This window comes from Paenibacillus glucanolyticus (assembly GCF_037333485.1).
In the GTDB taxonomy this organism is placed as follows: Bacteria; Bacillota; Bacilli; order Paenibacillales; family Paenibacillaceae; genus Paenibacillus_AQ; species Paenibacillus_AQ glucanolyticus.
On the sequence record NZ_CP147845.1, the window covers coordinates 2,555,259 to 2,577,987 of the forward strand.

At 49.3% G+C, this 22,729-nt stretch carries 22 protein-coding genes; 13 read left to right on the plus strand and 9 right to left on the minus strand.

Features of this window, described 5'->3' with window-relative positions:
- Nucleotides 1–14: 14 nt before the first annotated feature.
- The 3 genes from WDY75_RS12365 to WDY75_RS12375 all read right to left on the minus strand — a co-directional run bounded on the left by WDY75_RS12365 (nt 15) and on the right by WDY75_RS12375 (nt 2,592).
- Nucleotides 15–920: a decaprenyl-phosphate phosphoribosyltransferase gene (locus WDY75_RS12365; protein WP_036642148.1), complete on the minus strand. Its 906-nt coding sequence runs from the start codon at nt 918–920 to the stop codon at nt 15–17.
- Between the two features lie 232 nt (nt 921–1,152).
- On the minus strand, nt 1,153–1,596 hold the full coding sequence (locus tag WDY75_RS12370) for a DUF441 domain-containing protein (protein WP_006211214.1): 444 nt from the start codon (nt 1,594–1,596) through the stop codon (nt 1,153–1,155).
- A gap of 18 nt (nt 1,597–1,614) precedes the next feature.
- Nucleotides 1,615–2,592 carry a YpdA family putative bacillithiol disulfide reductase gene (locus WDY75_RS12375; protein ID WP_063479996.1) on the minus strand — a complete coding sequence of 326 codons (978 nt, stop codon included), beginning with the start codon at nt 2,590–2,592 and terminating at the stop codon, nt 1,615–1,617.
- Between the two features lie 212 nt (nt 2,593–2,804).
- Between WDY75_RS12375 and WDY75_RS12380 the strand changes: the two genes are divergently transcribed.
- Nucleotides 2,805–3,113: a DUF2087 domain-containing protein gene (locus tag WDY75_RS12380; RefSeq protein ID WP_231888192.1), complete on the plus strand. Its 309-nt coding sequence runs from the start codon at nt 2,805–2,807 to the stop codon at nt 3,111–3,113.
- Nucleotides 3,114–3,267: 154 nt separating this feature from the next.
- On the opposite strand, the gene WDY75_RS12385 is transcribed toward WDY75_RS12380, so the two are convergent.
- The 5 genes from WDY75_RS12385 to WDY75_RS12405 form a co-directional block, all read right to left on the minus strand.
- The gene (locus tag WDY75_RS12385; RefSeq protein ID WP_063479995.1) at nt 3,268–3,894 is read right to left on the minus strand and encodes an FMN-dependent NADH-azoreductase; all 627 of its coding nucleotides are present in this window, start codon (nt 3,892–3,894) and stop codon (nt 3,268–3,270) included.
- Between the two features lie 78 nt (nt 3,895–3,972).
- On the minus strand, nt 3,973–4,821 hold the full coding sequence (locus WDY75_RS12390; protein WP_006211210.1) for a DUF4097 family beta strand repeat-containing protein: 849 nt from the start codon (nt 4,819–4,821) through the stop codon (nt 3,973–3,975).
- Nucleotides 4,818–5,378, minus strand: a complete 561-nt coding sequence (locus WDY75_RS12395) for a DUF1700 domain-containing protein (protein ID WP_036642153.1) — start codon at nt 5,376–5,378, stop codon at nt 4,818–4,820. Before WDY75_RS12395 ends, WDY75_RS12390 begins: the two co-directional genes overlap by 4 nt.
- On the minus strand, nt 5,371–5,700 hold the full coding sequence (locus WDY75_RS12400; protein WP_006211208.1) for a PadR family transcriptional regulator: 330 nt from the start codon (nt 5,698–5,700) through the stop codon (nt 5,371–5,373). The genes WDY75_RS12395 and WDY75_RS12400 overlap by 8 nt, the downstream gene beginning before the upstream one ends.
- A gap of 444 nt (nt 5,701–6,144) precedes the next feature.
- Nucleotides 6,145–6,384: a hypothetical protein gene (locus WDY75_RS12405; RefSeq protein WP_006211206.1), complete on the minus strand. Its 240-nt coding sequence runs from the start codon at nt 6,382–6,384 to the stop codon at nt 6,145–6,147.
- A gap of 366 nt (nt 6,385–6,750) precedes the next feature.
- Between WDY75_RS12405 and WDY75_RS12410 the strand changes: the two genes are divergently transcribed.
- The 10 genes from WDY75_RS12410 to WDY75_RS12455 all read left to right on the plus strand — a co-directional run bounded on the left by WDY75_RS12410 (nt 6,751) and on the right by WDY75_RS12455 (nt 18,319).
- Nucleotides 6,751–7,062 (plus strand): hypothetical protein, encoded by a 312-nt coding sequence (locus WDY75_RS12410; RefSeq protein ID WP_006211205.1) that lies wholly within the window; start codon nt 6,751–6,753, stop codon nt 7,060–7,062.
- A 91-nt stretch (nt 7,063–7,153) separates the two neighbouring features.
- Nucleotides 7,154–11,143 carry a type VII secretion protein EssC gene (essC, locus tag WDY75_RS12415; protein WP_063479994.1) on the plus strand — a complete coding sequence of 1,330 codons (3,990 nt, stop codon included), beginning with the start codon at nt 7,154–7,156 and terminating at the stop codon, nt 11,141–11,143.
- Between the two features lie 16 nt (nt 11,144–11,159).
- Nucleotides 11,160–11,966: a hypothetical protein gene (locus WDY75_RS12420; protein ID WP_006211204.1), complete on the plus strand. Its 807-nt coding sequence runs from the start codon at nt 11,160–11,162 to the stop codon at nt 11,964–11,966.
- A gap of 27 nt (nt 11,967–11,993) precedes the next feature.
- Nucleotides 11,994–12,506 carry a WXG100 family type VII secretion target gene (locus WDY75_RS12425; RefSeq protein WP_063479993.1) on the plus strand — a complete coding sequence of 171 codons (513 nt, stop codon included), beginning with the start codon at nt 11,994–11,996 and terminating at the stop codon, nt 12,504–12,506.
- A 157-nt stretch (nt 12,507–12,663) separates the two neighbouring features.
- Nucleotides 12,664–12,939: a WXG100 family type VII secretion target gene (locus WDY75_RS12430; protein WP_006211202.1), complete on the plus strand. Its 276-nt coding sequence runs from the start codon at nt 12,664–12,666 to the stop codon at nt 12,937–12,939.
- Between the two features lie 165 nt (nt 12,940–13,104).
- Nucleotides 13,105–15,192, plus strand: a complete 2,088-nt coding sequence (locus WDY75_RS12435; protein WP_063479992.1) for a serine/threonine protein kinase — start codon at nt 13,105–13,107, stop codon at nt 15,190–15,192.
- Between the two features lie 43 nt (nt 15,193–15,235).
- Complete coding sequence (locus WDY75_RS12440; protein ID WP_006211200.1) at nt 15,236–15,988, plus strand: vWA domain-containing protein; 753 nt, start codon at nt 15,236–15,238, stop codon at nt 15,986–15,988.
- A gap of 4 nt (nt 15,989–15,992) precedes the next feature.
- Entirely contained in the window at nt 15,993–16,832 is an 840-nt protein-coding gene (locus tag WDY75_RS12445; protein ID WP_006211198.1) for a PP2C family protein-serine/threonine phosphatase, read from the plus strand.
- Between the two features lie 185 nt (nt 16,833–17,017).
- Complete coding sequence (locus WDY75_RS12450) at nt 17,018–17,815, plus strand: SDR family oxidoreductase (RefSeq protein WP_006211197.1); 798 nt, start codon at nt 17,018–17,020, stop codon at nt 17,813–17,815.
- A gap of 123 nt (nt 17,816–17,938) precedes the next feature.
- The gene (locus WDY75_RS12455; RefSeq protein ID WP_063479991.1) at nt 17,939–18,319 is read left to right on the plus strand and encodes a DnaJ family domain-containing protein; all 381 of its coding nucleotides are present in this window, start codon (nt 17,939–17,941) and stop codon (nt 18,317–18,319) included.
- A gap of 61 nt (nt 18,320–18,380) precedes the next feature.
- Here WDY75_RS12455 and gluQRS read toward each other — a convergent pair whose 3' ends face one another.
- Nucleotides 18,381–19,358 carry a tRNA glutamyl-Q(34) synthetase GluQRS gene (gluQRS, locus tag WDY75_RS12460; RefSeq protein ID WP_063479990.1) on the minus strand — a complete coding sequence of 326 codons (978 nt, stop codon included), beginning with the start codon at nt 19,356–19,358 and terminating at the stop codon, nt 18,381–18,383.
- Nucleotides 19,359–19,549: 191 nt separating this feature from the next.
- On the opposite strand from gluQRS, the gene hrpB reads away from it, so the two are divergent.
- Both hrpB and WDY75_RS12470 read left to right on the plus strand, forming a co-directional pair.
- Nucleotides 19,550–22,060, plus strand: coding sequence for an ATP-dependent helicase HrpB (gene hrpB, locus WDY75_RS12465; RefSeq protein ID WP_063480516.1), 2,511 nt, complete (start codon nt 19,550–19,552; stop codon nt 22,058–22,060).
- Between the two features lie 81 nt (nt 22,061–22,141).
- On the plus strand, nt 22,142–22,693 hold the full coding sequence (locus tag WDY75_RS12470; protein WP_006211194.1) for a general stress protein: 552 nt from the start codon (nt 22,142–22,144) through the stop codon (nt 22,691–22,693).
- Nucleotides 22,694–22,729: the final 36 nt, after the last annotated feature.

Here is a 22,729-nt window from a genome sequence, read left to right on the forward strand (position 1 = left end):
TTACCAATTCTGTATTATTCAAAGTACACCAAAATTCCGACAACGCTTATTACATAGAGAATGACGGTAACCAGGATGTGAGTGTCCTCCAGGAGCACCCGGTCAGGCGCACCGCCTTTCTTCTCGATATGTATCAGATAAAGATAGCGGAACATGCCGTAGATGACAAGCGGAATGGTCCACATGAGGTGAACGGTTCTGCCCGATGTAAAGGTAAACAGCGAATAACTGATGATGGTTGCCGTTGTGACAATGCTGCTCATCTGGTCCAGCAGATCAAATGAATATTGATCCAGCACCTTGCGGTGAGAGCCCTTGTCATTTTGCAGCAGATGAAGCTCATGCCGTCTCTTGCCGATAGCAAGAAAGAGCGACAACAGCATGGTGCACAGCAGGAACCACGGCGTGAAGGGCACATGAATCACCAGACCGCCTGCAATGGCCCGCAGTACAAACCCTGCCGCAATAATCATGATGTCGATGATGACAACGTGCTTCAGCCGGAACGAGTAAGCAACATTCATTGCGAAGTAGAGCAGCAGCAAGCCGGTAAACAACGGATTAAGAACATAAGAGACAGCTAGAGAAGCTGCTAACAACAACGCACCAAACACAAGCGCCAGCTTGGGCGGAAGGGCACCGGATGCCATCGGGCGGTACTTCTTCACCGGATGGTTGCGATCGGCTTCGCGATCCGCATAGTCGTTCACGATATAGACGCAGCCGGATACGAAGGACAAGAGAAGAAAACCGATCAGCGTATCGAGGAGCGATCCAGGATTTATCGTTTCGAACGAGAACAGGGGGGCGGCAAAAATAAGCAGATTTTTGGTCCATTGCTTCGGTCTAAGCTGCCTAAAGAGCAGCACAGGAAGCTGCCTCAATGGGGCAGCCGCTGAATTCGTATTTGTGGATGACAATTGATGTAACCTCCTGATCAATCATGTTTCACTGGGATGTATGGGAAGAAGAGCTGAAATACGATAGCTATCATACCATAGAATAGACTATATATGGTAATGATGAGTGAACAAGCTGTTGCCGCACTACAGAAAAAATAAACCTCCCCAAGGGTCCTTGAACCAGCAGGGAGGCCATCATTCAACGTGTTATTACTTGTTTGCATGGCAGGTGAAGGCAAACAAGCATTCCTCAAGATTTGCCGATAAGCAGGGAGAGCAGACCGGCGGCAATCAGCGGCCCCACGGGAACGCCGCGGAATAGAGCAACACCGAGGACGGTGCCAACGAGGAGCCCGGCAACCACGGTCGGGTTGCTTCCCATCAGGGTAGCTCCGCGTCCTCCCAGATAAGCGACAAGCATGCCGACGGCAATGGCGAGCAGTGATTTCCAATGGAGGAAGGACTCGCCGATGGTTTGCAGGCTCATCTTACCGCTGGCCAGCGGCGACATCACCCCTATGGTGAGGATGATGATACCGAGGGTCAGTCCGTATTTCTCCAGCCATGGGAAGGCCTGCTGAAAGCCGGTTACGCGGAGCATTAGCAAAGTCAGCATCGCAATGGTCACAGCAGAGTTGCTGCTGATAATGCCAAGTCCGGCCATGGCCAGCAGGATGAGTGAAGTTACGTCCATGGGAGATCCCTCCTTTTGTTAAACATTCGAGACCATGTGCTGTGCGATCAAGCGCCCGTGAAATCTGCCCGTTTCAATGAAGACCTCATTAGCGTTACGGCCCGATGCGATGACGCCAGCCACATAAAGTCCTGGAACGTTGGTCTCCATCGTATCCGGATTATAGAGCGGTTTCTCCATGTCCTCATTCAGTTCGACGCCAGAGGAGGCGAGCAGCTTGCGGTCAGGGCGAAAGCCGGTCAATGCCAAGACAAAATCATTCTCAATGATCGTTTCCTGACCTTGATTCGAAAGAACGGTTACCCAGGATTCCGCGATTTGAACGACACGGGAGTTCAGGTGAAGCTGTAAATGTCCCTTCTGAACCATGCCGTCGAACAGAGGACGTACCCATGGCTTGATATTCTGGGACACTTCTTCGCCCCTGTACACCATCGTGACCTCTGCTCCAACGCGGATGAGCTCCATGGCTGCATCGACAGCGGAGTTACTGCCTCCGATGACAACGGTTTTCATGCCGGCATAAGGATGAGCTTCACGGAAATAGTGCGTTACTTTCTCCAAGTCTTCACCAGGAATGCCGATATAATTCGGATGGTCAAAATAACCCGTAGCGATGACTACGTGTTTGGCTTGTCGAATGGATTTCTCACCGCCGCGCTTCTGCGTTTTCACTTGAAAGCTGCCGTCCGGCTGCTTCGTTATCGTGAGGGCTTCCTCATATGGGAAAATGTTAAGATTAAAATGCTTGGCAACTCTGCGGTAATAGGCCAGCGCCTCGTGCCGGAACGGTTTGTCATTCGATATGGCAAATGGAACATCGCCGATTTCGAGCATTTCAGCTGTACTGAAAAACTGCATATGCGTCGGATAAAGATAAATGGAATGGACTACATTGTGTTTATCGATGATCTCGCTGCTGAGGCCCTGGCGGCCGCACTCAATGGCAGCTGCGAGACCGCATGGGCCTGCGCCGATAATTAAGACGTCGAGCATGGTGAACCTCCTTATGTATTTAACCTTACGCTATGGATCAGCATTATAATCCTACAGCAAATAAAACGATAAATCCAGATTTCCCGTTGACGCAGTACGGTTTTTCACATGAGTGGGGGGAGGGATTGACAATCATTAGAAATTAGATTATCTTCTAATTAGATATTTATTAAATTAGATGCTTATAAAATTTGTTTTTTGGAGGGTTGATCATGATGGAATTGACAGCAAGTGAGGCGTATAAAGCCTCCGTACTAAGAAATTTTATGGCTGAGGATGGAAGCCTGCGGCAAATTCCGGCACAGTACAAGAAGAAGCTGGTGATTATGGAGCACCTGGTGGAACAGCTTGAAATGGGGCGGGAATACCCTGAGAAGGAGATCAACGAGTTTATTAAGCAATATCATGCGGATTACGCAACCATCCGGCGGGAATTTATCATTCATAAGTATATGAGCCGGGATAACGGGGTCTATGTACGAAATCCGCGTGATTTATGGATTCAATGGGACAAGATCTAAATCTTAACAAGCCGCCAATACACAAAACAAAAAACCACCCTCATTTGAACTGCACCTCCAATGTTAGATGGTGTCTAACCATTGGGATGGAGTTCAATGGAACGGTGGTTTTCGTGTGTTAAATATACAAATTTAAGTTAGTATAAGTTCTCTATTAGAATCCAGCAGCAGCCTTTTTAACAAGCTCAAGACCGTTATGGACGATCAGTTCAGCCTCATCCGGGAATTGATTATGACCTTCGATGATCAACGTCTCGATGTCTTGTACGCCCCATTGACGGAGATTACCCATCACGAAGTTTACAGCCATCTCTGCTGCTGCCATAGGTCCTTCGGAATAGTTGCCGCCGCGTGCATTCAAGATCACAACTTTCTTGCCGGTCACGAGACCTACAACGCCTTGAGGCGTATATTTAAAGGTTTTTCCTGCTTGGTTCAGGTAGTCGATATAGGTGTGCAGTACGGCAGGTACCGTCATGTTCCACAATGGGAAGGCAAAAACGATTTTGTCGGCAGCAAGAAACTGGTCAATATATTTGCTGACATTCGCTGCAGCAGTTTGCTCTTCCGGTGTTGCTTCGAAGCCTTTGGAGGCTTTGAACATTCCGTTAATGGCAACACCGTCATAATAAGGTAGGTTCTCTGCGAAGAGGTCAAGCTCCGTGATTTGATCTTCCGGGTGGCTTGCTTTGAAAGACTCCAGAAACTCGTGATACATTTTTACACTTACCGATTGCTCAATGGCTCTGTTGTTTGCTTTGATGAATAGAACATTAGACATGTATGAAAACTCTCCTTGTTGTATGGTTTACTTTATAAATTATAGTATATTTCATTTGTATGGTTTGTCAATGACATCCTAGTGAACAATATCAATGTTGCCGGAGTAGGTTTGTATTTGGATAGTATCGGTTGTTTCCTCCATTGCTTCCGGTGCCTTCACGGATCCCGACAGCGACTTGAGATCATAGAATCCGCGGAATGACGGATCGGGCTGCACTTTCACATCACCGGATCTGCATAAAATTTGGACGGGCGAAACACCAACCAGGCCCAGGTTCACATTTCCTGAAGAAACTTCGATGTCTACGGGGCCTTCCAGATCTTTCAACACGACATTGCCGGAATGATTGACAAGCTGCGTGGATGCCTGAATATCGAAGCCGCGAATATTCCCCGAAATATTTTCCACGTTTAGTTGCTCGGCACGTATCTCACTCATGTTAATGTTGCCTGATTTCACGGAAATGTCCACCGTTTTGGATGATGCACCTTTGACGTGGATGTTATCGGAGAACGTTGACAATTCCAGATCATCGAGTTTTGTGCTTGATGGCAGAACAACGGTCAGTTTTCCTTTGGGTGAATGGAAGTCCACACTCATAAACTGAATCTTGTAGGATGGGGTCAGATCCAGTTCGATTTCCGAACCAGATGGATGAAAAGATTGGAGGATGTCGATATATTCGGGTCTTAATTTACCGTCAAAAGCGATGTATCCTCCCGAATCTCCGCTATCTTCGAAGGCAAAGTCAATTTCGATGTTGCTGGAAATCCTCAGTTTTTTCAGATTTTCCGCATCCTGCAGCTCCCATTTGTTCTGATAGCTGATAAGCTCCTCCCCAAATTTAAATTGATACGCAGCCATACCGACGATGCCAACCAATATAAGTGCAATAGCTGTACTGAACAACCATTTCTTGTTCATTTTGCGTCACGACCTTTCATCATGCGAGTATTCCATCTGGAGTAGCCGAGGGTTATCGATAACAATCCCGATATAATGGAGCGGGTTAGATAACCAAGAAGAATGCCGATTCCCACGAATGAAACGGACAAGAACAATTTGGCGGGATAAAACGTCCCGTTCACCATATAATCAAGCAGGACAAGCACCGGGCTGAGCAGGGTGGCGAGCGAGCCAGCTGCAATGGCAACTCCCCCGGACCATAATGCCGCAAGGAAAGGAATCATGACCATAGCGCAGAAGAATAAACCCGTTCCCATGGCGATTTTGCCGAACGAAGAAGGTTTTCCCGCACTTGCAGGGACCGGGATTTCCATGTCTACATAACGGTCGCCTAATGCTTCCTTTGCCATTTCAAAGGGATCTCCCAGCTCACGGGCGATTTCCTGCTCGGACCGTCCGTTCTGCATGCCGATGTCAAAATGGGACACCACGTCCTCGATGAATTCCCGGCGCTCATGGGGAGGAAGCGCAGCCAGACGCGATTCCAAAATCGAAATAAACTGTTTTTTAGTCATACCCATTTCCTTCCTCTATCAGATTGGTCACATTGCTAACAAAAGTCTTCCATTCCTTTACCATCGCCCTCATATAGATCACACCGCTTGGGGTCAGCTTATAATATTTACGGGGTGGCCCCTCGCTTGATTCCTGCAGGTATGTTGTGCAGTAGCCTTCATTCACAAGCCGGCGAAGAAGGGGGTATAAAGCTCCTTCCGCGACCTCAATATGCCGAGATACCGCTTGGGCCAGCTCATAGCCATATTGGTCCCTGCGATGGATAAGCACAAGCACGCAAATTTCAAGAACACCTTTTTTAAATTGAATACTGACATCCATGCCGATACCTCCTTTCATAAATCCTTGTTCGTGTTGTCATCATGAGGTAGTAATTAATATTCAGTAGTGTCTACAATAAAATATCACTTAGTACTGATTAATGCAAGGTACTGACTATAAATGGGCTGCAGTTTGACTGTTTCGAAAAAAAAGTCGATTCATTAGAAGCTTTGTATAAGGAAGGGAGTTTCGTTTAATCTCGGAAAAGCACGGTTAATAGAAGTTATCAGAACATAGGGTCGTTTTTCCAAGTGAGGAAGTGGAGGGATGAATTGTATGTCTATCGATCGGTTTATATTAAAAAAGCTCAACCATTGCCAGGAGTTAACGACACGGAGAAATCTCGTGAAATTGTTTCAGATTCGAATTCAGAGAGCACAGATAGCCGAGGAGCGCCATTACGGGTTATAATGAAGCTAAACAAAAAAAGGGCTACCCCTCTTTTTAAAAGAGAGATAGCGCAAGAGAGTCGTTTTCACTTTTGCTGTGAAGAATTGCCTCGGATCCCTCGATTTCAATACTGATGAGGGAGTTGAGGCATTTTTGCAGCGCCTTTTTGCCGGTTTGAATTTTATGGTCAAGCGCGCTGGTCAGCAGTTTTAGTACCTTCTGTACCGGCTGCTTGCTGTCCGTTGTAAAGTACACGGGAACCGGCTTGTTTTGGAACATAATAAGTGTTTTCATATCAATCACCTCACGAAAGTTTTTTCATGATAATTGCATTATAAATTGCCAATCTTAAAATAACCTTAAATTCGTATAATTAATCAGAATCATTTTTGTGAGCGTGACATTTTTGTGAACAGTGGCTTTTTAACAACGAAAAGCCTCGATTTGGCCTATAATCAGTACATAAATAGTTCTTCTGAACCAACGTTTACACAGCCGAAATAGGAAAAAGGAAATATGACACAAATTGACAGAACAGATCCTGTAATGATATAGTTACAATAATGTAACTATTTTTCGTGCCTATTAAAATAGGTGTTTGGACATGGAGTATGGAATAAACATATAGAATTAACATTTTTGGGAAGGCAGGTTAACCAGATGATACTCACCGTGATCAGCGGGCGTAATGAAGATGATTGGTTTGATATCGACGTACCCGATGAATGCTCGATAGGACGGTTGAATGAGCTGCTGGGATTGCGTCTCTTCCATGAACCCTCCAGTGAAGGAATTCAATATATATTAGAAGCAAAATTTCCAGAAGGCTTGTGGTTTACGGTAGGGGGCCATTCAAGCCTTGTTGAGGCTGGATTGAGAGAAGGCTCCTATATACGTTTACAGCGGGCATTCTCCACAACAACCGAGGAAGCTCCTGTCTATGGCAGAAGATCGTTGTTTCAAGAAAGTTAGAATTGGGTAAGTAACCCATTGGTTTTGACTGAAACAACAACCTACATAATGTACTTTTCAGATGCTCTCTGGATTAGGAGGAAGTGAACATATGAACGTGTTATATCAACGTTCGCCGCGTATTAGACCGGCCTTACCGAATGAGGAAATGGAGATTCTGAGACCTCCGTCGGAGCCAAGCAAACCGTCATTCTCGATGATTGCCATCATTATCCCGATTATTATGACTGCCGTGACGGTAGGCTTCTATGTCTATATGAGCATGAGCGGCAAAATGTCCAACCCCAACTACATGATGTTTCAGATGTTGTCCATCTTTATGATGCTGACATCCTATACGCTGCCATTTTTCATGTATTTAAGCAACAAGAAGACCTACCAGATCAAGCTGAAGGAACGAGACCAGAAATATCGCGCACAGCTTGATCTGCACCGAGACGAGCTTAAGGAGAAGCAGGAGGACCAGGTTCATATCCTGTTTGACATCCATGGCGATCCGGACGTGTGTTATAACGTAGCAAAGAACCGCAGCAGCAGCTTGTGGGAGCGTTCACCGGAGGATACGGACTTCCTGGAGATTTGCGTCGGCAAGGGGGAGGTGCCTTTTTACATTCAGGTCAAGCCTCCCCGTGCGGATGGATATGACAAAGACCCGTTGATTGAGGCGGCTGAATTGCTGTCTGCGGAGTTTCAGACGGTTGACGAGGCATCGATTGCTCTGCCCCTGTTCGAATCCAAAGTGATAGGGATTGTTGGCGGAAGAGATCGGGTACTGAATATGCTTCGTGTCATGATGGCCCAAACCGCTGTAAGACACTCGCCGGACGAAGTGAAGATTGCCGCGTTCTATGAGGAGAAAGAGGCGAGTGAGTGGCAGTGGCTGCGATGGCTTCCGCACACATGGGATGATGACCGCTCCAGCCGCTATCTTGCTGATCGGCGCAGTAATGCGCATCAGCTTGCAGATGAGCTGTTTACGCATTTATACCGTCGTAAGAACAATCGCTCCGAGCATGGCAAGAAATCGATCGAGACACCTGCATACGTTGTAATTTTATCCGCTGCCCAATTAATCGAGGAAGAACCGCTGCTTCCTCTGTTGCTGGAAGACGGTGATGCAGCTGATGTGGTCACGATCGTTTTGTCTGACCGGAAGGAAAGCCTGCCGATGCACTGCCAGCTTATTGTGGAGGTAGAGCGTGAGCAGGCAGCTTATACCATTAAGAAACAGGATGGGACCGTCTCCAGGCAATCGTTCCAGTCACATCAGATCAGCAAAGACCAGATTGAAGCCTTGGCCCGTTACATGGCGCCGATCCGGTTGAAACGATCCTCTGCATCCGATATCCCTAGCGTTCTGCCTCTCTTTGAAATGATGGATATTCAGAGAATCAACGATCTGGATGTGCACAGACGATGGCAGCAGAACCGTTATCCGGACTCATTGCCCGTTCCCATGGGTGTCCGCGCGGGCGGAAAGAAGATTAATTTGAATCTTCATGATAAAATAGAACGTCAAGGACATGGACCGCATGGTCTCATTGCAGGGACGACGGGTTCTGGCAAAAGTGAGGTCATTCAATCGATTGTTGCTTCACTGGCATCCGAATTCCATCCACATGACCTAGCATTTATGCTTATTGACTATAAAGGCGGCGGCATGTCCAATACGTTTGTAAACTTGCCGCATGTTGTAGGTACGATTACCAATCTGGATAACAATCTGATCGAACGGGCAAAGGTTTCGCTTAAGGCCGAGCTTGTCCGCCGACAGAAAATCCTGAATGATGCGGGCAATTTGCAGCATATTGACGAGTATTACAAATTGCTGCGCAGCCGCCACGGCGAACCGCTGCCCCATCTCGTTATTATTATTGATGAGTTTGCTCAGCTGAAGAAAGATCAACCGGAATTCATGGATGAATTAATCAGCATTGCGGCGATCGGGCGAACGCTCGGTGTCCATCTTATTCTTGCAACACAAAAACCGGCTGGGGTTGTAGATGATAAAATTTGGAGTAATTCGCGCTTTCGGATCTGTCTTCGAGTGCAAAGCGAGGGAGACAGCCGGGACATGTTGAAGATTCCGAACGCAGCCTGGATCAACAAGCCGGGAAGAGGTTATTTCCAAGTCGGCAGCGACGAAGTGTTTGAGGAAACGCAGTATGCCTGGAGCGGTGCTCCTTATATTGAAGAGAAGGATACACCTGGCGCTGTGGTAATACGCGAGGTGAGGATCAACGGCAGGACAGAACCCCTGCTTGCTTCGAATCCCTCGATAGGAGCCCATCTTGAAGTGCCTAAACAGCTGCAAGTGTTTATCGATCATGTGGCTGAGGTAGCAAGACAACAAGGGATAGCCCGACTTCAGGGACCATGGCTGCCTCCGCTTCCCGAAAGTCTGGATTTGAATGCGATTGAGTCCGGTATGGAATTTGAAAAGACGGATCCATTCTGTGAATGGACCCTTACATCTTATGTCGGGATAGTTGATGACCTGCCTAATCAGTGTCAAAAGCCGCTGGTCTTAAATTTGGAACAAGGGCACTGGGCAGTCTACGGAATGCCGGGCCTCGGAAAGACCACCTTCATCCAGACGATGCTGATGTCCCTTGCCCATCGGTACAACCCGGACTTTTGGCACGGCTATATCGTGGATATGGGTCGGATGATGCGGGACTTTGCAGGACTGCCTCATATCGGAGCGGTCATGACCGCAGAAGAGGAGGATCGGATCAAGCGTTTGTTCCGTTTTCTCGCGAAAACCGCGGCCCTGCGGAAGGATATGATCGCTGATGCGGGAGTGAAAACCGTTGCGTCATATCGCCGGTCGAATTCAATCGCAGTTCCTCAAATAGTCGTGATTATTGATGGGTATCTAAACTTCCGGAACTCATATCCCGATGAGAATGATATGCTGGAATATTTGCTGCGTGAGGGTGGAAGTTTGGGAATCACATTCGTGATAACCGCCAATCGGATATCGGATATGTTTGAGAAAGTCCGGAGTAATATTTCGCAGGCGGTATCGTATGAACTCGCCGACCCGGCTGATTATTATTATGCGGTAGGACGTCCTGCACGAGCTCCAAGCCAGCTTCCTCCCGGGAGAGGCCTGGTCAAAGGACAAGTGCCGCCGCTTGAATTCCAAACGGCACTACCGGCTTCAGGTCAGGACGAAGGACGCCGTTCCGCAGCGCTTCGCGATAGCATTCGTGCTCATCATGAATCGTGGCAAGGGGAACATGCGCCGCATATTGAATCGCTGCCTGACAGAATTCCGCTTCACCAGTTGCTTAAAGTTCAACATCCTTATGAAAGTGCAGGCATGGAGAAATATCAGGTTCCGGTCGGCGTGACGACGGATGATTTGACGCCTTTTGCGATCAATCTTGAGGATGGGCCGCATTTTATCGTTGCAAGTCCAATGGAAGGCGGCAAGACGTCATTCCTTCTTAGCTGGATGCTATCGCTTGCGTATTATACGTCACCGGATGAGCTGGAAATCTATACGGTAGACACGCGCTATGGCAGCAGCGGGCTAAGCCGGATGAACCATCTTCCGCATGTCAGAGGACATGCGGAGAATGAGGAGGATCTGGCACCGCTCATTTCGGGCCTTCATGAACGGGTTCAGACCCGATCGAAGGACGGGGAAGACCCGGCTATCCTGCTTATGATTGATGATGCTGATGTTCTGAGCAAGCAGCTCTCTGATTTCACCTTGAAGGACCAATTGTCCGCCATCGTAAGACAGGGAAGAGACCGCCGGGTTCATCTCGTTGTTGCTGGCGTTCCGGCCGACTTCCCGACGTATGGCGTGGACTGGTTTACGGATATTAAGGCTGCACAGAACGGATTTTTATTCGGGACTTTGGATTCAAACGATTTATCGTTCTTCAGAATTCCTTTTTCCGAGTCTTCGAATAGTCCTGGAGGACTAAAAATTCTTCCGCCGGGACAAGGGTACTACGTAAAACGAAAATTTTCCAGAATAAAAGGCGCAGTTCCGTTCGATGACGAATGGAATGCCCAGAGATGGGTCACAGAAATTCGCGACCGATGGCATGTTGTAGTTTGAGGGGAGGTGGCTCATAATGTTGACAATTCATGCTTCCAAACAAGAAACGATCACACTGAACGACAAGGAATTTTTCTTCTTGGCTGGAATTATCGGATCGGACCGATTACTTGGTGTAGAAGATCCTTTCGTAGGATACTTAACCGAAGAAATCGCGGTTGAATGGGAAAAAGCCAAACAATCGCTCCTAAGCAAGCAATATTTGATTCAAGAGGAAGGCGGGGAATTGTCGATTCCACCTGATGTCTTCTCACGAGTGGCGATTGCCGGACTTGCGGAACGTGCGTGCTGGTTAAAGTATGAAAATCAGGGTTCGTCGTTTGAAGGATATATACATGTAACGGACGAACGAGTTATACAAGTATGCAGGAGCGGTGAGGATAACCGGCGTTACATGCTTAGTGAACTCGGAACAATCGAACAAACCTGCAATCATCTGGTGGAGGATCTGGCGCTAAGCGATCAGAACTGGGGGGATATCCCGGCTTTATTGCTCAGCCGAAAGGAGTTCGGAGATATTTATACCTCTGCCTCCGAACAGAAAAGCGATGATATCAGTGATCGTTTAGCGAGACTGACAGATGATGCCGAGGGTTCCATTGCGCTCGCGAAATGTATGAAGAACAAGGTATCTTCGGGGGAACTCCAGCTATCGATTTGGAACGGAAACAGCTGGGAAAGTCAGAATGCAGCTTTTATAGTGAACGAGTCCATGAATTGGCTGCTGCGTATGAGCCTGGAGGGAGACCAGGACTGGCTAACCGCAGCACCAGCGACCAAAGAGCAGTTTCGTCATATGCTTCTCATGTGGCTGAAACAGTAACAGAGCCTGTATGAAAGGTGAGGACCAATGCGTATTTCTGTCGAGCCGGAGTCTCTCCGGACGTTAAGCCGTCAGCTGCAGCATAGTGGCGATGAATATTTGGCGATAACGAGAACGCTCAACCAAGCAATGAATTCACTCGTCTGGGAGACGTCTCTCAAAGCGGCGGTTATCGATGAGTGGCAGTCTGCCCGAAGTTTAGGAGAGCATCTGGGAGTTCTTCTTGCTCAACTGGGCAAGCATCTTCAAAGTAAAGCCGATCAGTTTCAAGAAACGGATCATCAGTACCATACCATTTTGGAGCATGCGATCGTAAATACCGTATCGCCGACAGCGCTGTTTGCTGCCTCCGGTATGGATGGACGTTTATCAATATTGCCGGATTATGGAAACTCTTCTACTGTTATTTCGAATCCGAGTTCCGTAGCGGCTGCTGTTGGCATGACAAGTGGGGATAACGGAAATTCGGCTAAACAAGCGGCTTTGTCCGGTCAGGGTTGGACCTTTACGGATCCTTCTTCGTTTGGAATTGCTAACTAATTTCCCTGCTTTTTTGGGAAAATCAAGATGGTAAAAGTTTCAAATTGGGGCGTGCAGGGTAACTGGAAATTAGGTCTGAGGACATTTTGATAAACCAAGTCTATTGGGCTAAGATGTCAAGTGTCACCAGAAATTGAATTTCAAGGAGGTTACATAAATGGCAGGACGTATTTTAATAACGCCAGAACAAGTGGAGCAAGTAGCGAACCAATTTAAACAAAGCGGTGATCAAAGTCAGCAGATCGTCAACAGCTTGACTCAATCGATCAACGGAATGGAAGGTCAATGGGACGGTATGACGAAGCAGCGCTTCTTCCAGGAATTCCAGGAGGCAAGCCGCTTGATGAACTCCTTCGTACAAACCCTTGACAGCATCAGCAACGAGCTGAAAGCGATCGCTCAGAAATTCCGTATGGCTGACGAATCCCGTTAATATTCATTCGGCCGCATTTGCATTATAATAGTTTAATAGGCAGAATAAACCGGGTGGTAGATAACCCGGTTTTCTTGCAATCCAGCTTGTTTTGTCTAAAATTTACGGCTTGCCGTTTAATCGAGCATATAGGTTGGTAATGGAGTTATAGAGAGGGTGATGTTCATGACATTTCAGCCAAACCCGGGCGATGGGATTGTTGTAAATGGAAGGGCTTATACAGTAGGACAACATCCCGCAGCACCTGGCGTAGCTTATGCACAGGCAGGGAGGCAAGGCATTGTTTACCAGCTGATTCCTGTTGATGGGGAGCTGCATGAGGCCAAAGCGCTTAAAGTGTTTTTTCCGAAATTCAGAATTCCGGCTATGGTTTATCAATCCGAGCATATGGGCAGTTATCGCGAGATTCCGGGATTGCAAGTAAGCAGCCGAGAGGTGCTCACTCCCGAAAGAAACGGAGATTTGATAGCGGAATATCCGGATTTGCTGTACGCGGTCATTATGCCATGGATACATGGCTGCACTTGGTTTGACGTTATCAGTGATCAGCGTAATCTGGGACGTTCTGAAAGTTTGATGCTGGCCAAGGCGTTGGCAGCTATTGGTTCGAGCATGGAGCAGCGTGGATTAGCGCATTGCGATCTGTCTGCGCCGAATGTCATGCTTCCGTTTTTTTCGGAAGTGAAGCTGCCGGAGGGCACGGCCGCCGTTGAGCTTGTAGATGTCGAGCAGATGTACAGTCCCAAAATGGACCGCCCCGATGTTTTGCTGGCTGGCTCGCCAGGTTATGCGGCTCATCGGACGGTGCACAGTGGGCTATGGAGTGCATATGCTGACCGTTTTGCAGGGGCTGTCATCATTGCGGAAATGCTGGGCTGGAGCGATTCGGCCATCGTGAATCGGGCATGGGGCGAGAGCTATTTTGACCAGCATGAAATGCAGACACCTTGCGAACGATATTTTCTGCTGAAAAAATCGCTGGGTCAGCGTTGGGGTGCACGGATTTCAGACTTGTTCGGCAGAGCATGGGACAGTCAGGATTTGAGCAGTTGTCCGACATTCGGCGAGTGGCTCATTGCGTTGTCTACTTTGAGCGAGGAAGAAGTGGTGGAAGAGATTCCAGCCGCATCAGCCGCTGCCGCAGCGGCTAATGCTTCCGACGAGGGAGAAGCCGCGCCAGAACGTTCGAAGGAAGTGCCTGCAGAGGTTATAGCATCGCTAGGGATCGAGCCGGGTACAAGAGAAGTTAATGATAATGTGGTTGGACGGCTGTTCCATCAAGCTCGTGACTTGGAGAAGGCGGGTAATTTATCAGGTGCGCTGGAAATATTCCGTTCCGCGTATCATTTTGTGAAGAAGGACAGTCCGCTTGAGGTGGAGCTCGCCGCTGCGATTCAGGGGCTGGAGGAGCAGCTTCGACCGGTCGAAGACACATCGAACAAAGGATTCAAGGCACTGTTACTATCTCGTAAATTTATGATCTCAAGTGCGGCTGCACTTGTCATATTGGCTGGTTCGGCGATTACGGTCAATCAGATCTTGGCTGAGAAGGCAGAGAGCAGGCAAATGGATGCGGAGGCTTTAGCCGAGCAGCAGGCGCAAGAAGCCATTCGCAAGCAGGAGGAAGAAGCACGGAGGCAGCAGGAAGAAGCGGCCAAGAAGGAAGAAGAAGCAAAAATCGCGGAAGCGGAGCGTTTGAAGGAAGAGGAAGCCAAGAAGTCGGCGGAAGCTGAGCAGGCTCGTGAAGAGCAGGAAAAAGCCGATCTTCAAGCCAAGTATGATAAGCAGGCGAAGTATGATGCTTACCTGGCATCCGTAGAAGAGAAGAAGAAGAAACAAGAGCTGCAAGAAAAATACGATAACCAGGCCAAATACGAGGCTTATCTAGCGCAGCAGGAAGAGAACAAGAAGAAGGCCGCGCAGGATGAAGCAGCTGCCAAGGCGGCAGCTCAGGCAGCAGTCGAGGCCGAGGCAAATCGCAAGGCACAAGCCAAGGCGGCTCAGCAAGCGCAGGCGGCCCAGCTCCAGAAGCAGCGTTCCCAGAACGTTGTGGAACTGGTTGCCTTATATAATAAGGCATACAATGCACAGGTAGCCGGCAACAAAGACCGGGCCAGGAACGCTGCTCATGAATTCATTAATTTATATAACAAGGATCAGTCCTATTATAAGACCGTTGGCAAAATGAGCAGTCGCCGCAACAATTTGCAAAAATTCATGAGTGACGACAGTCACTGGATACCAAAACTGTAAAAGAAGCAAACATAACGAAATGCAGGGGTGAATGTTATTCACGATGAACTATACCATACAGGCTTCACAGCGCACGCCAGCGCTCATCATATATTTGATTGATATCAGCGCATCTATGAATATGCTGATGGAGGACCGCAGGCGGATCGACGTGGTTTACGAAGCATTATCCCTGGCCATTCGGCAAATGGTATTCCGTTCGACCAAGGGTAACCGGTTAACACCACGGTACCGGATTGCCATACTTGCCTATAGCGATGATGTATATGATTTGTTGAACGGAATTAAGGGCATTGACGAGATTGCAGCAATTGGTTCACTGCCTGATTTGACGCCAAAGAGGTTCTCTGATTCGGCTAAAGCCTTTCTTCAGGCAGAGAAAATTCTGCAATCGGAAATTCCGAATATGCAGGATTGTCCTGCACCGCTTGTGTGCCATATGACAGATGGAGTGTCGACAGGAGATGATCCAGAACCGATTGCCCGCCGGATTATGAGTATGAGCGTTCCGGATGGGAACGTGCTTGTCGAGAATATATTTATATCCGATCATCTGATGAACCAGCCGATCACTGAACCTCGTCGCTGGAAGGGAATCTTGACGGACACATCATTGGAGGATGAGCACGCGCGAAAACTTAAAATGATGTCCTCGGTTCTTCCTGAAAGCTATCGTGAAATGCTGCTCGAAGCTGATTATCAGCTGAGTCCCGGCGCCCTGATGATGCTTCCGGGCACATGCTCGGAGCTGGTATCCATCGGATTCCAGATGTCGGCAGCCACGCCGGTGAGGTAAGAATATGAAGCGATCATATGCTGGAAGCATGGATTCTTGGGGAGCGCGGAAGAAGTCTCCGACATCGACGTATTATTACGAGAGTAAACAGACCGGGGAAGAGCCGCTTACGAGGATTCGTGATCTATTTACATGTCGTTATGCTTATGGTAGGGCGGCCGAATCGGTGAAGCTGTCCGAGAAGGGACAGGATTTCCTGGCATTTTCACTGAACGAAGATGTGTGCCGATTTGTGCTGTGTGACGGCGTCGGACTGAGCTACCGTGGGGATGTAGCCTCGCGCCTGTTGGGTCAGGGGCTTATGGAATGGCTGGAGAATCAGGAGGAGCTCTCCTCCGCATCGCTGGAACGCAAGCTGAAGGATCTATCGCTCGAAGCGGATCGGGAGCTGCGCGATCTTTCAGTAGATTCCGCTACACCTAAGCTGCTTCGCGAGGTTCTGGAAGAGAAACAGCGCATGGGAAGCGAAGCGATGTATATTTGCGGGCGTATCGAGCTTCCCACGCGCTTTCGCCGCAAAGGAAGGCTATGGCTGGCCTGGCAGGGCGATTCTCGTGTGCGCTTATGGCATAAGCAGAGGGAATTGACCTCTCTATTCGGAGACCATTTTCGTACGGCGGAACGCTGGTCATCCCGCATCGGTCCAGTAGGAGGCAAGCCGCATGTGTATAGCAGCAGACTGGATCATGAGAGCGAATATCGCCTGCAGTTATACAGTGATGGCTTGAATGACCTGGATGCTGTGATGGAGCATATTCCGGATGAACAGGTTCAGGTGCTGATGAATGCCCTTCATACGGATGGTTTGGAAGATGACGCTTCCTTCTTGGAATTCATGTGGTAGTTATATGGATGCAACAGAATGTTAACGATTAACCGGACCTGGACCTTTCGAGGGCCGGTTTTTTTTCGTTGATGGTCATGATGCTGCGGCTAAATTGAAAAACATGATTATAAAACAGGCACTTTTGGGTAATCTTGTGACAGATGAATGTATACGGATTACGAAGAAAAAGGAGCGTGTTAATGATGAATGAAGGATTTGGACGTTTTCAAGGAAAAACCGCCATCATCACGGGTGCAGGTTCTGGGATCGGCAAGGCTGCGGCAGTCTTATTGGCAAAGGAAGGTGCAAACGTGGCGCTGTTCGATCTGCTCGATGACCGTACGAACAAAGTGGAAGCGGAAATCAATCAGTTGCAGGCAGGATCTGCCAGAGCCTTCGATGTGGATACAACAGATCCTGACCGAGTGGAGAAGGCTATTCTGGAAACCGTAGAGATTTTTGGCGGAATCGATATTGTTTTTGCCAATGCAGGCATCAACGGCGTGATGACTCCTATCGATGACATGAAGCTGGAGGAATGGACCAAGACGCTCAACGTGAATTTGAACGGTACGTTTTTGACGGTCAAATATGCGATCCCACACCTCAAGAAGCGGGGACAGGGCAGCATCATCATCACCAGCTCCGTAAATGGGACACGAACCTTCTCCAACTTTGGAATGAGTGCCTACAGCACAACCAAGGCAGGACAGGTGGCTTTTGCGAAGATGGCTGCATTGGAGCTGGCCCAATTCAAGATCAGGGTAAATGTAATCTGTCCTGGCGCGATATCGACCAACATTGATCAAAGCACGAAGAAACAAGGGGATCTGGAGGAGATCGTGATTCCGGTTGAATACCCGGAGGGAAGCCAGCCGCTGTCGGATGGACCCGGTAAACCGGAGGAGGTTGCGGATTTGGTGGCGTTTTTGGCTTCGGATCAATCAAAGCATATTACAGGGGCGCAAATATTCATTGATGGAGCGGAATCGCTCCTGTAGATATGATCATCATGAGGAGCTTCACGTTAGGACTCTGCTTATTTCACCATGTAGTACTTGGAATCCGTGCGGCTCTGATATAAGATAAGGATGATCAAGGTACAAGGAGGAGATTATGCCATTATGAGCATTTTTTCCAGATTGGCGGAGCAGAAGATTGAAGAAGCGGTTCGTAACGGAGAGCTGGATAATCTGCCGTTTGCCGGCAAGAAGCTGCCCATTGATGATCTGTCTCACCTACCCGAAGATATGAGAATGTCCTATCGAATCATGAAGAATGCAGGTTATGTGCCCGAAGAAGTGACGCTGCGCAAGGAATGTGTTCAGCTTTACGATCTGCTCGGAGCTGCCCGGAATGAGGGTGAACAGGACCAGCTTCGACGCAAGCTGAATGAAAAGCAGTTAAGACTTCAGCTGCTCATGGAACAGCGCGGGCTTAGCGCCAATAGCGCTTTTGCGCAGTATGAAACCCAAGTCAGAGACCGTTTAACCCGTGAGGAATAACAGATCAGTGCCAGCCTTTCTTCTTATCACAAGAACGAAAGCGCAGGCGCTGATTGTTTTTTTATGTTTCGAATAACTGCTGCCTTGTTTCATCCGATATTTTTATCGGGGAAGACGGTATTTTTGACAGGTCGAACAACGAGATCAAGTCTGCAGGAGTAACAAGTTCCGGCTTTTCCAGCAGACCGGCGGTCCAGGCTAACCACCCAATAACCCGTTCCGGCTTAACGCCTTGTCCGCGTAAAAAAGAGAGGCTTAATCCGCGGGTTCGTTTAGCCAGCCTTCTGCCCTCGGCATCGACCATCAGAGGAGTGTGGGCGAACTGAGGAGGCTCATAACCCAGCGCTTGGTATAACAGAAGCTGCCGGGGGGTGGAATCCAGAAGGTCAGCTCCTCGCAGCACATGAGTAATGTCCATCAGCGCGTCATCCACGACAACTGCAAGCTGATAAGAGATCATATCATCTGCCCTGCGAACAACGAAATCCCCTCCATCGGATAACAGATACGACTGTGCCCCGGCGATGCCATCGATAAAAGATATTCGCTGCTGCGGGACCTTCATTCGCAGCGAAGGCTTTTTGCGCAGCTTCCTGATTGTGGCTTCTTCTTCAGATAAATATCTGCAAGTCCCGGGGTAGCGGAGGCCTTCCGATGCAATGCCATGCGGTGCTCGGGATGCAGCCGTAATATCTGCCCTGCTGCAATAGCATGGATACAGCTGATGATTGTGCTGCAGCTTCGTAATTTCCCTCTCGTATAATGCCTGGCGTGCCGCCTGATGGTAAGGCCCGTAGTCGCTGTCACGGCCCGGGCCTTCATCCCAATCCAAACCGAGCCATTCCAGATCCCTCAGGATTTCAACCGTAAGCTCCTCGCGGGAACGCTGTGTATCAATATCCTCGATGCGTAGAATATATTGTCCGTTCATACTTCTTATTTGCAGCCAGCCGAGCAAGGCGGTCAATGCATTGCCAATATGCATTTTTCCGGATGGCGTCGGCGCAAAGCGGCCGCGAATGGGGGTGTGCTGCTCCATATATATCACCTTCTGACGAAATGGATCGGATGGATTACCCAGAATCTGACGATGTATGTTATTCACATATTGTAGCGTATTTACATCGTTTCTTGCCAGCAGCCTCTGTTCTCGCCAAGGGTCCACTTGACGCAGTGGAGGTGTCTTATATAATTAAGGAATTATATGAAGAGGATAACGGAGATGTATCCATGACTGAACTTCCCATTCACCAAGTACTGCCACAATTGAAAATGGCTTTATCTACAGGAACGGCTGCCGTTCTGATCGCGGAACCGGGAGCAGGCAAGACCACGCAAGTGCCATTGGCCTTTATGAATGAACCTTGGCTTAAGGGACAGCGAATCATTATGCTGGAGCCCAGAAGGATTGCTGCGCGCTCCGCCGCGAGTTATATGGCATCCTCGCTGGGAGAGAGTGTAGGCGAGACGATCGGGTATCGGGTTCGGATGGATAGCCGAATCGGAAAGGATACCCTGATTGAAGTTGTGACGGAGGGTGTCATGACCCGCATGCTGCAGGATGATCCGGAGTTAAGCGGCATCGGCATGATCATATTTGATGAATTTCATGAACGCAGTTTACAGGCCGATACAGGCTTGGCGTTTGCGCTGGAATCACAGGGAGCGCTGCGCGAAGATTTACGATTGCTCATCATGTCGGCAACGCTTGAAGCTGAATCGGTTGCGGAGCTCCTTGGCAGCGCGCCGGTTATCGTTAGTAAGGGGCGGGCTTTTCCCGTATCCACGCACTATTTGCGCTCCTTTGGCTTGGACGAGATACATAGAGGCACAGCGATGGTCATTCATCGTGCATTGGCTGAACAGCAAGGCGATATCCTGGTGTTTTTGCCAGGTGCTCGAGAGATCAGGCGAACGGCTGATGAATTAGTAAGAACGGGTCTAGGCCATGATGTGGTCATACGTGAGCTGTATAGTGCGCTTCCGGCTGAGAAGCAGGATGCAGCAATCCAACTTGATGCAGCCGGAAGACGTAAAATCGTGTTGTCCACAAGTATTGCCGAGAGCAGCATTACGATTGAAGGGATCAAAACGGTGGTGGACAGCGGATATATGCGGACGGAGATATTCTCTCCGAGAACGGGACTGCCGCAATTGATTACGAGACGACTGTCCAAAGCCTCCGCAGATCAGAGAAGAGGGAGAGCAGGACGGGTATCCGCAGGCGTATGCTATCGCATGTGGAGCGAGGAGGAACACCGCCACCTGCAGGAGCACACCACGCCGGCCATTTGCGAATCGGATCTGGCACCGCTTGCCCTGGAATTGGCAGCGTGGGGCACTCGTGATCCGAAGCAGCTTGCATGGCTCGATGCACCCCCTCAGATCGCTTACACCCAAGGTCAAACGTTACTGAAGGAGCTGTCGGCTCTGGATGATTCGGATAGTATAACCGGGCACGGGCACGATATGGCCAGGCTTGGACTTCATCCGAGACTGGCTCATATGCTTCTGAGGGCACAAGAAATGGACGAAGCATCACTGGCCATCCGGATAGCCGTTCTGCTTCAGGAACGGGATATAATGCGCCGAAATGAAGCGATACAGGATCAGGATTTGCGCTCACGTGTTGAACGAATCCTCTCTTATGAGCAGGGCTCTCAGTCATACCATTCACAAGACAGAAGCGAGGAAGCTGTTATACAGCGAATGAGACAGGAAATTAAGAAACTCCACGCACAGCTGGATATCGCGTATTCAACACGGGGGGACCTTGACCTGTGCGGGCTTCTGCTGTCGTTTGCCTATCCTTACCGGATGGCTAAGAACCGGGGCGGAAGCGGGTTCCTGATGCGCAGTGGAAGGGGAGTGAAATTCCCTGCGATGCAGCCCCTGAGCCGAGCCCGGTATGTGGTAGTGGCTGCCGTTGATGATCAAGGGGCGGATGGGAACATACAGCTTGCCGCGGAACTGGATGAGCGCTTTCTGGATAAGTATTACCGCAACGAGATGGAAAGCCATAAGGAAGTTATATGGGATGCGGTATCAGGAAGCATCAGGGCAAGACAGAAGCTGAAGCTAGGAGCCATGGTCATCAAGGAGCAAGCCTATCCGAATCCGACAGGAGAAGAAACGGCGCTGGCATTATTGCAGGGCGTTCAGCAGGAGGGACTTGGATTGTTTCAGTGGAGCAAGGCCGCGCTGCAGCTTAGGGAACGAATGGCGTTCATGTTTCGGCATGAACGGGATGGTTCATGGCCGGATGTATCGGATGAAGGCCTGATGGACCGTGCGGATGAGTGGTTGCTGCCTTATCTGAATGGGCTGCGGAATCGAAATGATATCAGGCGGCTTGCACCGGGAACTCTCTTGGAGCATATGCTCAGCTGGGAGCAGAAGCAGTTGCTGCACAAAGAAGCACCGACCCATATCAGGGTACCCAGCGGTTCCATGATCCCGGTTAATTACAGTGACCCCGAACAGCCATTTCTGGCCGTTCGCCTCCAGGAGATGTTCGGTTTACAGGATACGCCGCGCATTGCCGGAGGCAAGGTGGCGCTGACCTTGCATCTGCTGTCTCCCGCCCAAAGACCGGTCCAGGTGACCTCAGACCTGTCAAGCTTTTGGCGGAACGGATATTTTGAGGTCAAAAAGGATTTGAAAGGAAGATACCCTAAACATTATTGGCCGGATGATCCGCTGGAAGCAACCGCGACCCATCGGACCAGACCCAAGGCTTAACAACGCAAGGCTCCAGGTTTAAATCCTCGTACCCTCGGGTAATGTTAGATATGAACAACCACCGATGAAGGAGGGTTTAACATGGAGAAGAAAGTTGTAGGTGTATTCCGTTCGGAGCAAGAAGCGGCTCAGGCCATTGAGCAGCTGCAGCGTCACGGGGTTCCGAATGATGCCATATCCATTATAGCGAAGGATAAACGCGAAGCTGAACTGATTGCTGAACAGACAGGAACGATGGCACCTGAAGGGGTGGCGGCTGGTGCAGCAACAGGCGGCATTCTGGGTGGAACCGCTGGTTTGCTGGCAGGTCTTGGAGCCTTGGCGATTCCCGGCATAGGACCCATTCTTGCTGCAGGACCTATTGCCGCTACGCTTACAGGAGCAGCGGTGGGTGCAGGGGCCGGAGGGCTCGTCGGCGGTTTCATCGGTCTTGGCATACCGGAGGATGAGGCCAAAGAATATGAATCCTATGTAGAGCAAGGACGAATATTGGTACTCGTGGATGCTGATGAAGAGAACACAGGCATTTACGATATATTCCGCGATTACGATTACAGGAATGAGGACCAGTATGGGGCCGTTGATCAGAATCGGGACGACAAGCTGCCGCCGCGAGGAACGTATTTGCTGTAAGAGGTTAACCCGAACCCGGTTCCGCAAGGAGCCGGG

What these genes read in the sequence shown, in the direction of transcription:
- WDY75_RS12370 (WP_006211214.1), bottom strand. Translation starts at nt 1,596, where the DNA reads ATGGACGTAACTTCACTCATCCTGCTGGCCATGGCCGGACTTGGCATT.
- WDY75_RS12375 (WP_063479996.1), bottom strand. Translation starts at nt 2,592, where the DNA reads ATGCTCGACGTCTTAATTATCGGCGCAGGCCCATGCGGTCTCGCAGCT.
- WDY75_RS12380 (WP_231888192.1), top strand. Translation starts at nt 2,805, where the DNA reads ATGATGGAATTGACAGCAAGTGAGGCGTATAAAGCCTCCGTACTAAGA.
- WDY75_RS12385 (WP_063479995.1), bottom strand. Translation starts at nt 3,894, where the DNA reads ATGTCTAATGTTCTATTCATCAAAGCAAACAACAGAGCCATTGAGCAA.
- WDY75_RS12390 (WP_006211210.1), bottom strand. Translation starts at nt 4,821, where the DNA reads ATGAACAAGAAATGGTTGTTCAGTACAGCTATTGCACTTATATTGGTT.
- WDY75_RS12395 (WP_036642153.1), bottom strand. Translation starts at nt 5,378, where the DNA reads ATGACTAAAAAACAGTTTATTTCGATTTTGGAATCGCGTCTGGCTGCG.
- WDY75_RS12400 (WP_006211208.1), bottom strand. Translation starts at nt 5,700, where the DNA reads ATGGATGTCAGTATTCAATTTAAAAAAGGTGTTCTTGAAATTTGCGTG.
- WDY75_RS12405 (WP_006211206.1), bottom strand. Translation starts at nt 6,384, where the DNA reads ATGAAAACACTTATTATGTTCCAAAACAAGCCGGTTCCCGTGTACTTT.
- WDY75_RS12410 (WP_006211205.1), top strand. Translation starts at nt 6,751, where the DNA reads ATGATACTCACCGTGATCAGCGGGCGTAATGAAGATGATTGGTTTGAT.
- essC (WP_063479994.1), top strand. Translation starts at nt 7,154, where the DNA reads ATGAACGTGTTATATCAACGTTCGCCGCGTATTAGACCGGCCTTACCG.
- WDY75_RS12420 (WP_006211204.1), top strand. Translation starts at nt 11,160, where the DNA reads ATGTTGACAATTCATGCTTCCAAACAAGAAACGATCACACTGAACGAC.
- WDY75_RS12425 (WP_063479993.1), top strand. Translation starts at nt 11,994, where the DNA reads ATGCGTATTTCTGTCGAGCCGGAGTCTCTCCGGACGTTAAGCCGTCAG.
- WDY75_RS12430 (WP_006211202.1), top strand. Translation starts at nt 12,664, where the DNA reads ATGGCAGGACGTATTTTAATAACGCCAGAACAAGTGGAGCAAGTAGCG.
- WDY75_RS12435 (WP_063479992.1), top strand. Translation starts at nt 13,105, where the DNA reads ATGACATTTCAGCCAAACCCGGGCGATGGGATTGTTGTAAATGGAAGG.
- WDY75_RS12440 (WP_006211200.1), top strand. Translation starts at nt 15,236, where the DNA reads ATGAACTATACCATACAGGCTTCACAGCGCACGCCAGCGCTCATCATA.
- WDY75_RS12445 (WP_006211198.1), top strand. Translation starts at nt 15,993, where the DNA reads ATGAAGCGATCATATGCTGGAAGCATGGATTCTTGGGGAGCGCGGAAG.
- WDY75_RS12450 (WP_006211197.1), top strand. Translation starts at nt 17,018, where the DNA reads ATGAATGAAGGATTTGGACGTTTTCAAGGAAAAACCGCCATCATCACG.
- WDY75_RS12455 (WP_063479991.1), top strand. Translation starts at nt 17,939, where the DNA reads ATGAGCATTTTTTCCAGATTGGCGGAGCAGAAGATTGAAGAAGCGGTT.
- gluQRS (WP_063479990.1), bottom strand. Translation starts at nt 19,358, where the DNA reads ATGGAGCAGCACACCCCCATTCGCGGCCGCTTTGCGCCGACGCCATCC.
- hrpB (WP_063480516.1), top strand. Translation starts at nt 19,550, where the DNA reads ATGACTGAACTTCCCATTCACCAAGTACTGCCACAATTGAAAATGGCT.
- WDY75_RS12470 (WP_006211194.1), top strand. Translation starts at nt 22,142, where the DNA reads ATGGAGAAGAAAGTTGTAGGTGTATTCCGTTCGGAGCAAGAAGCGGCT.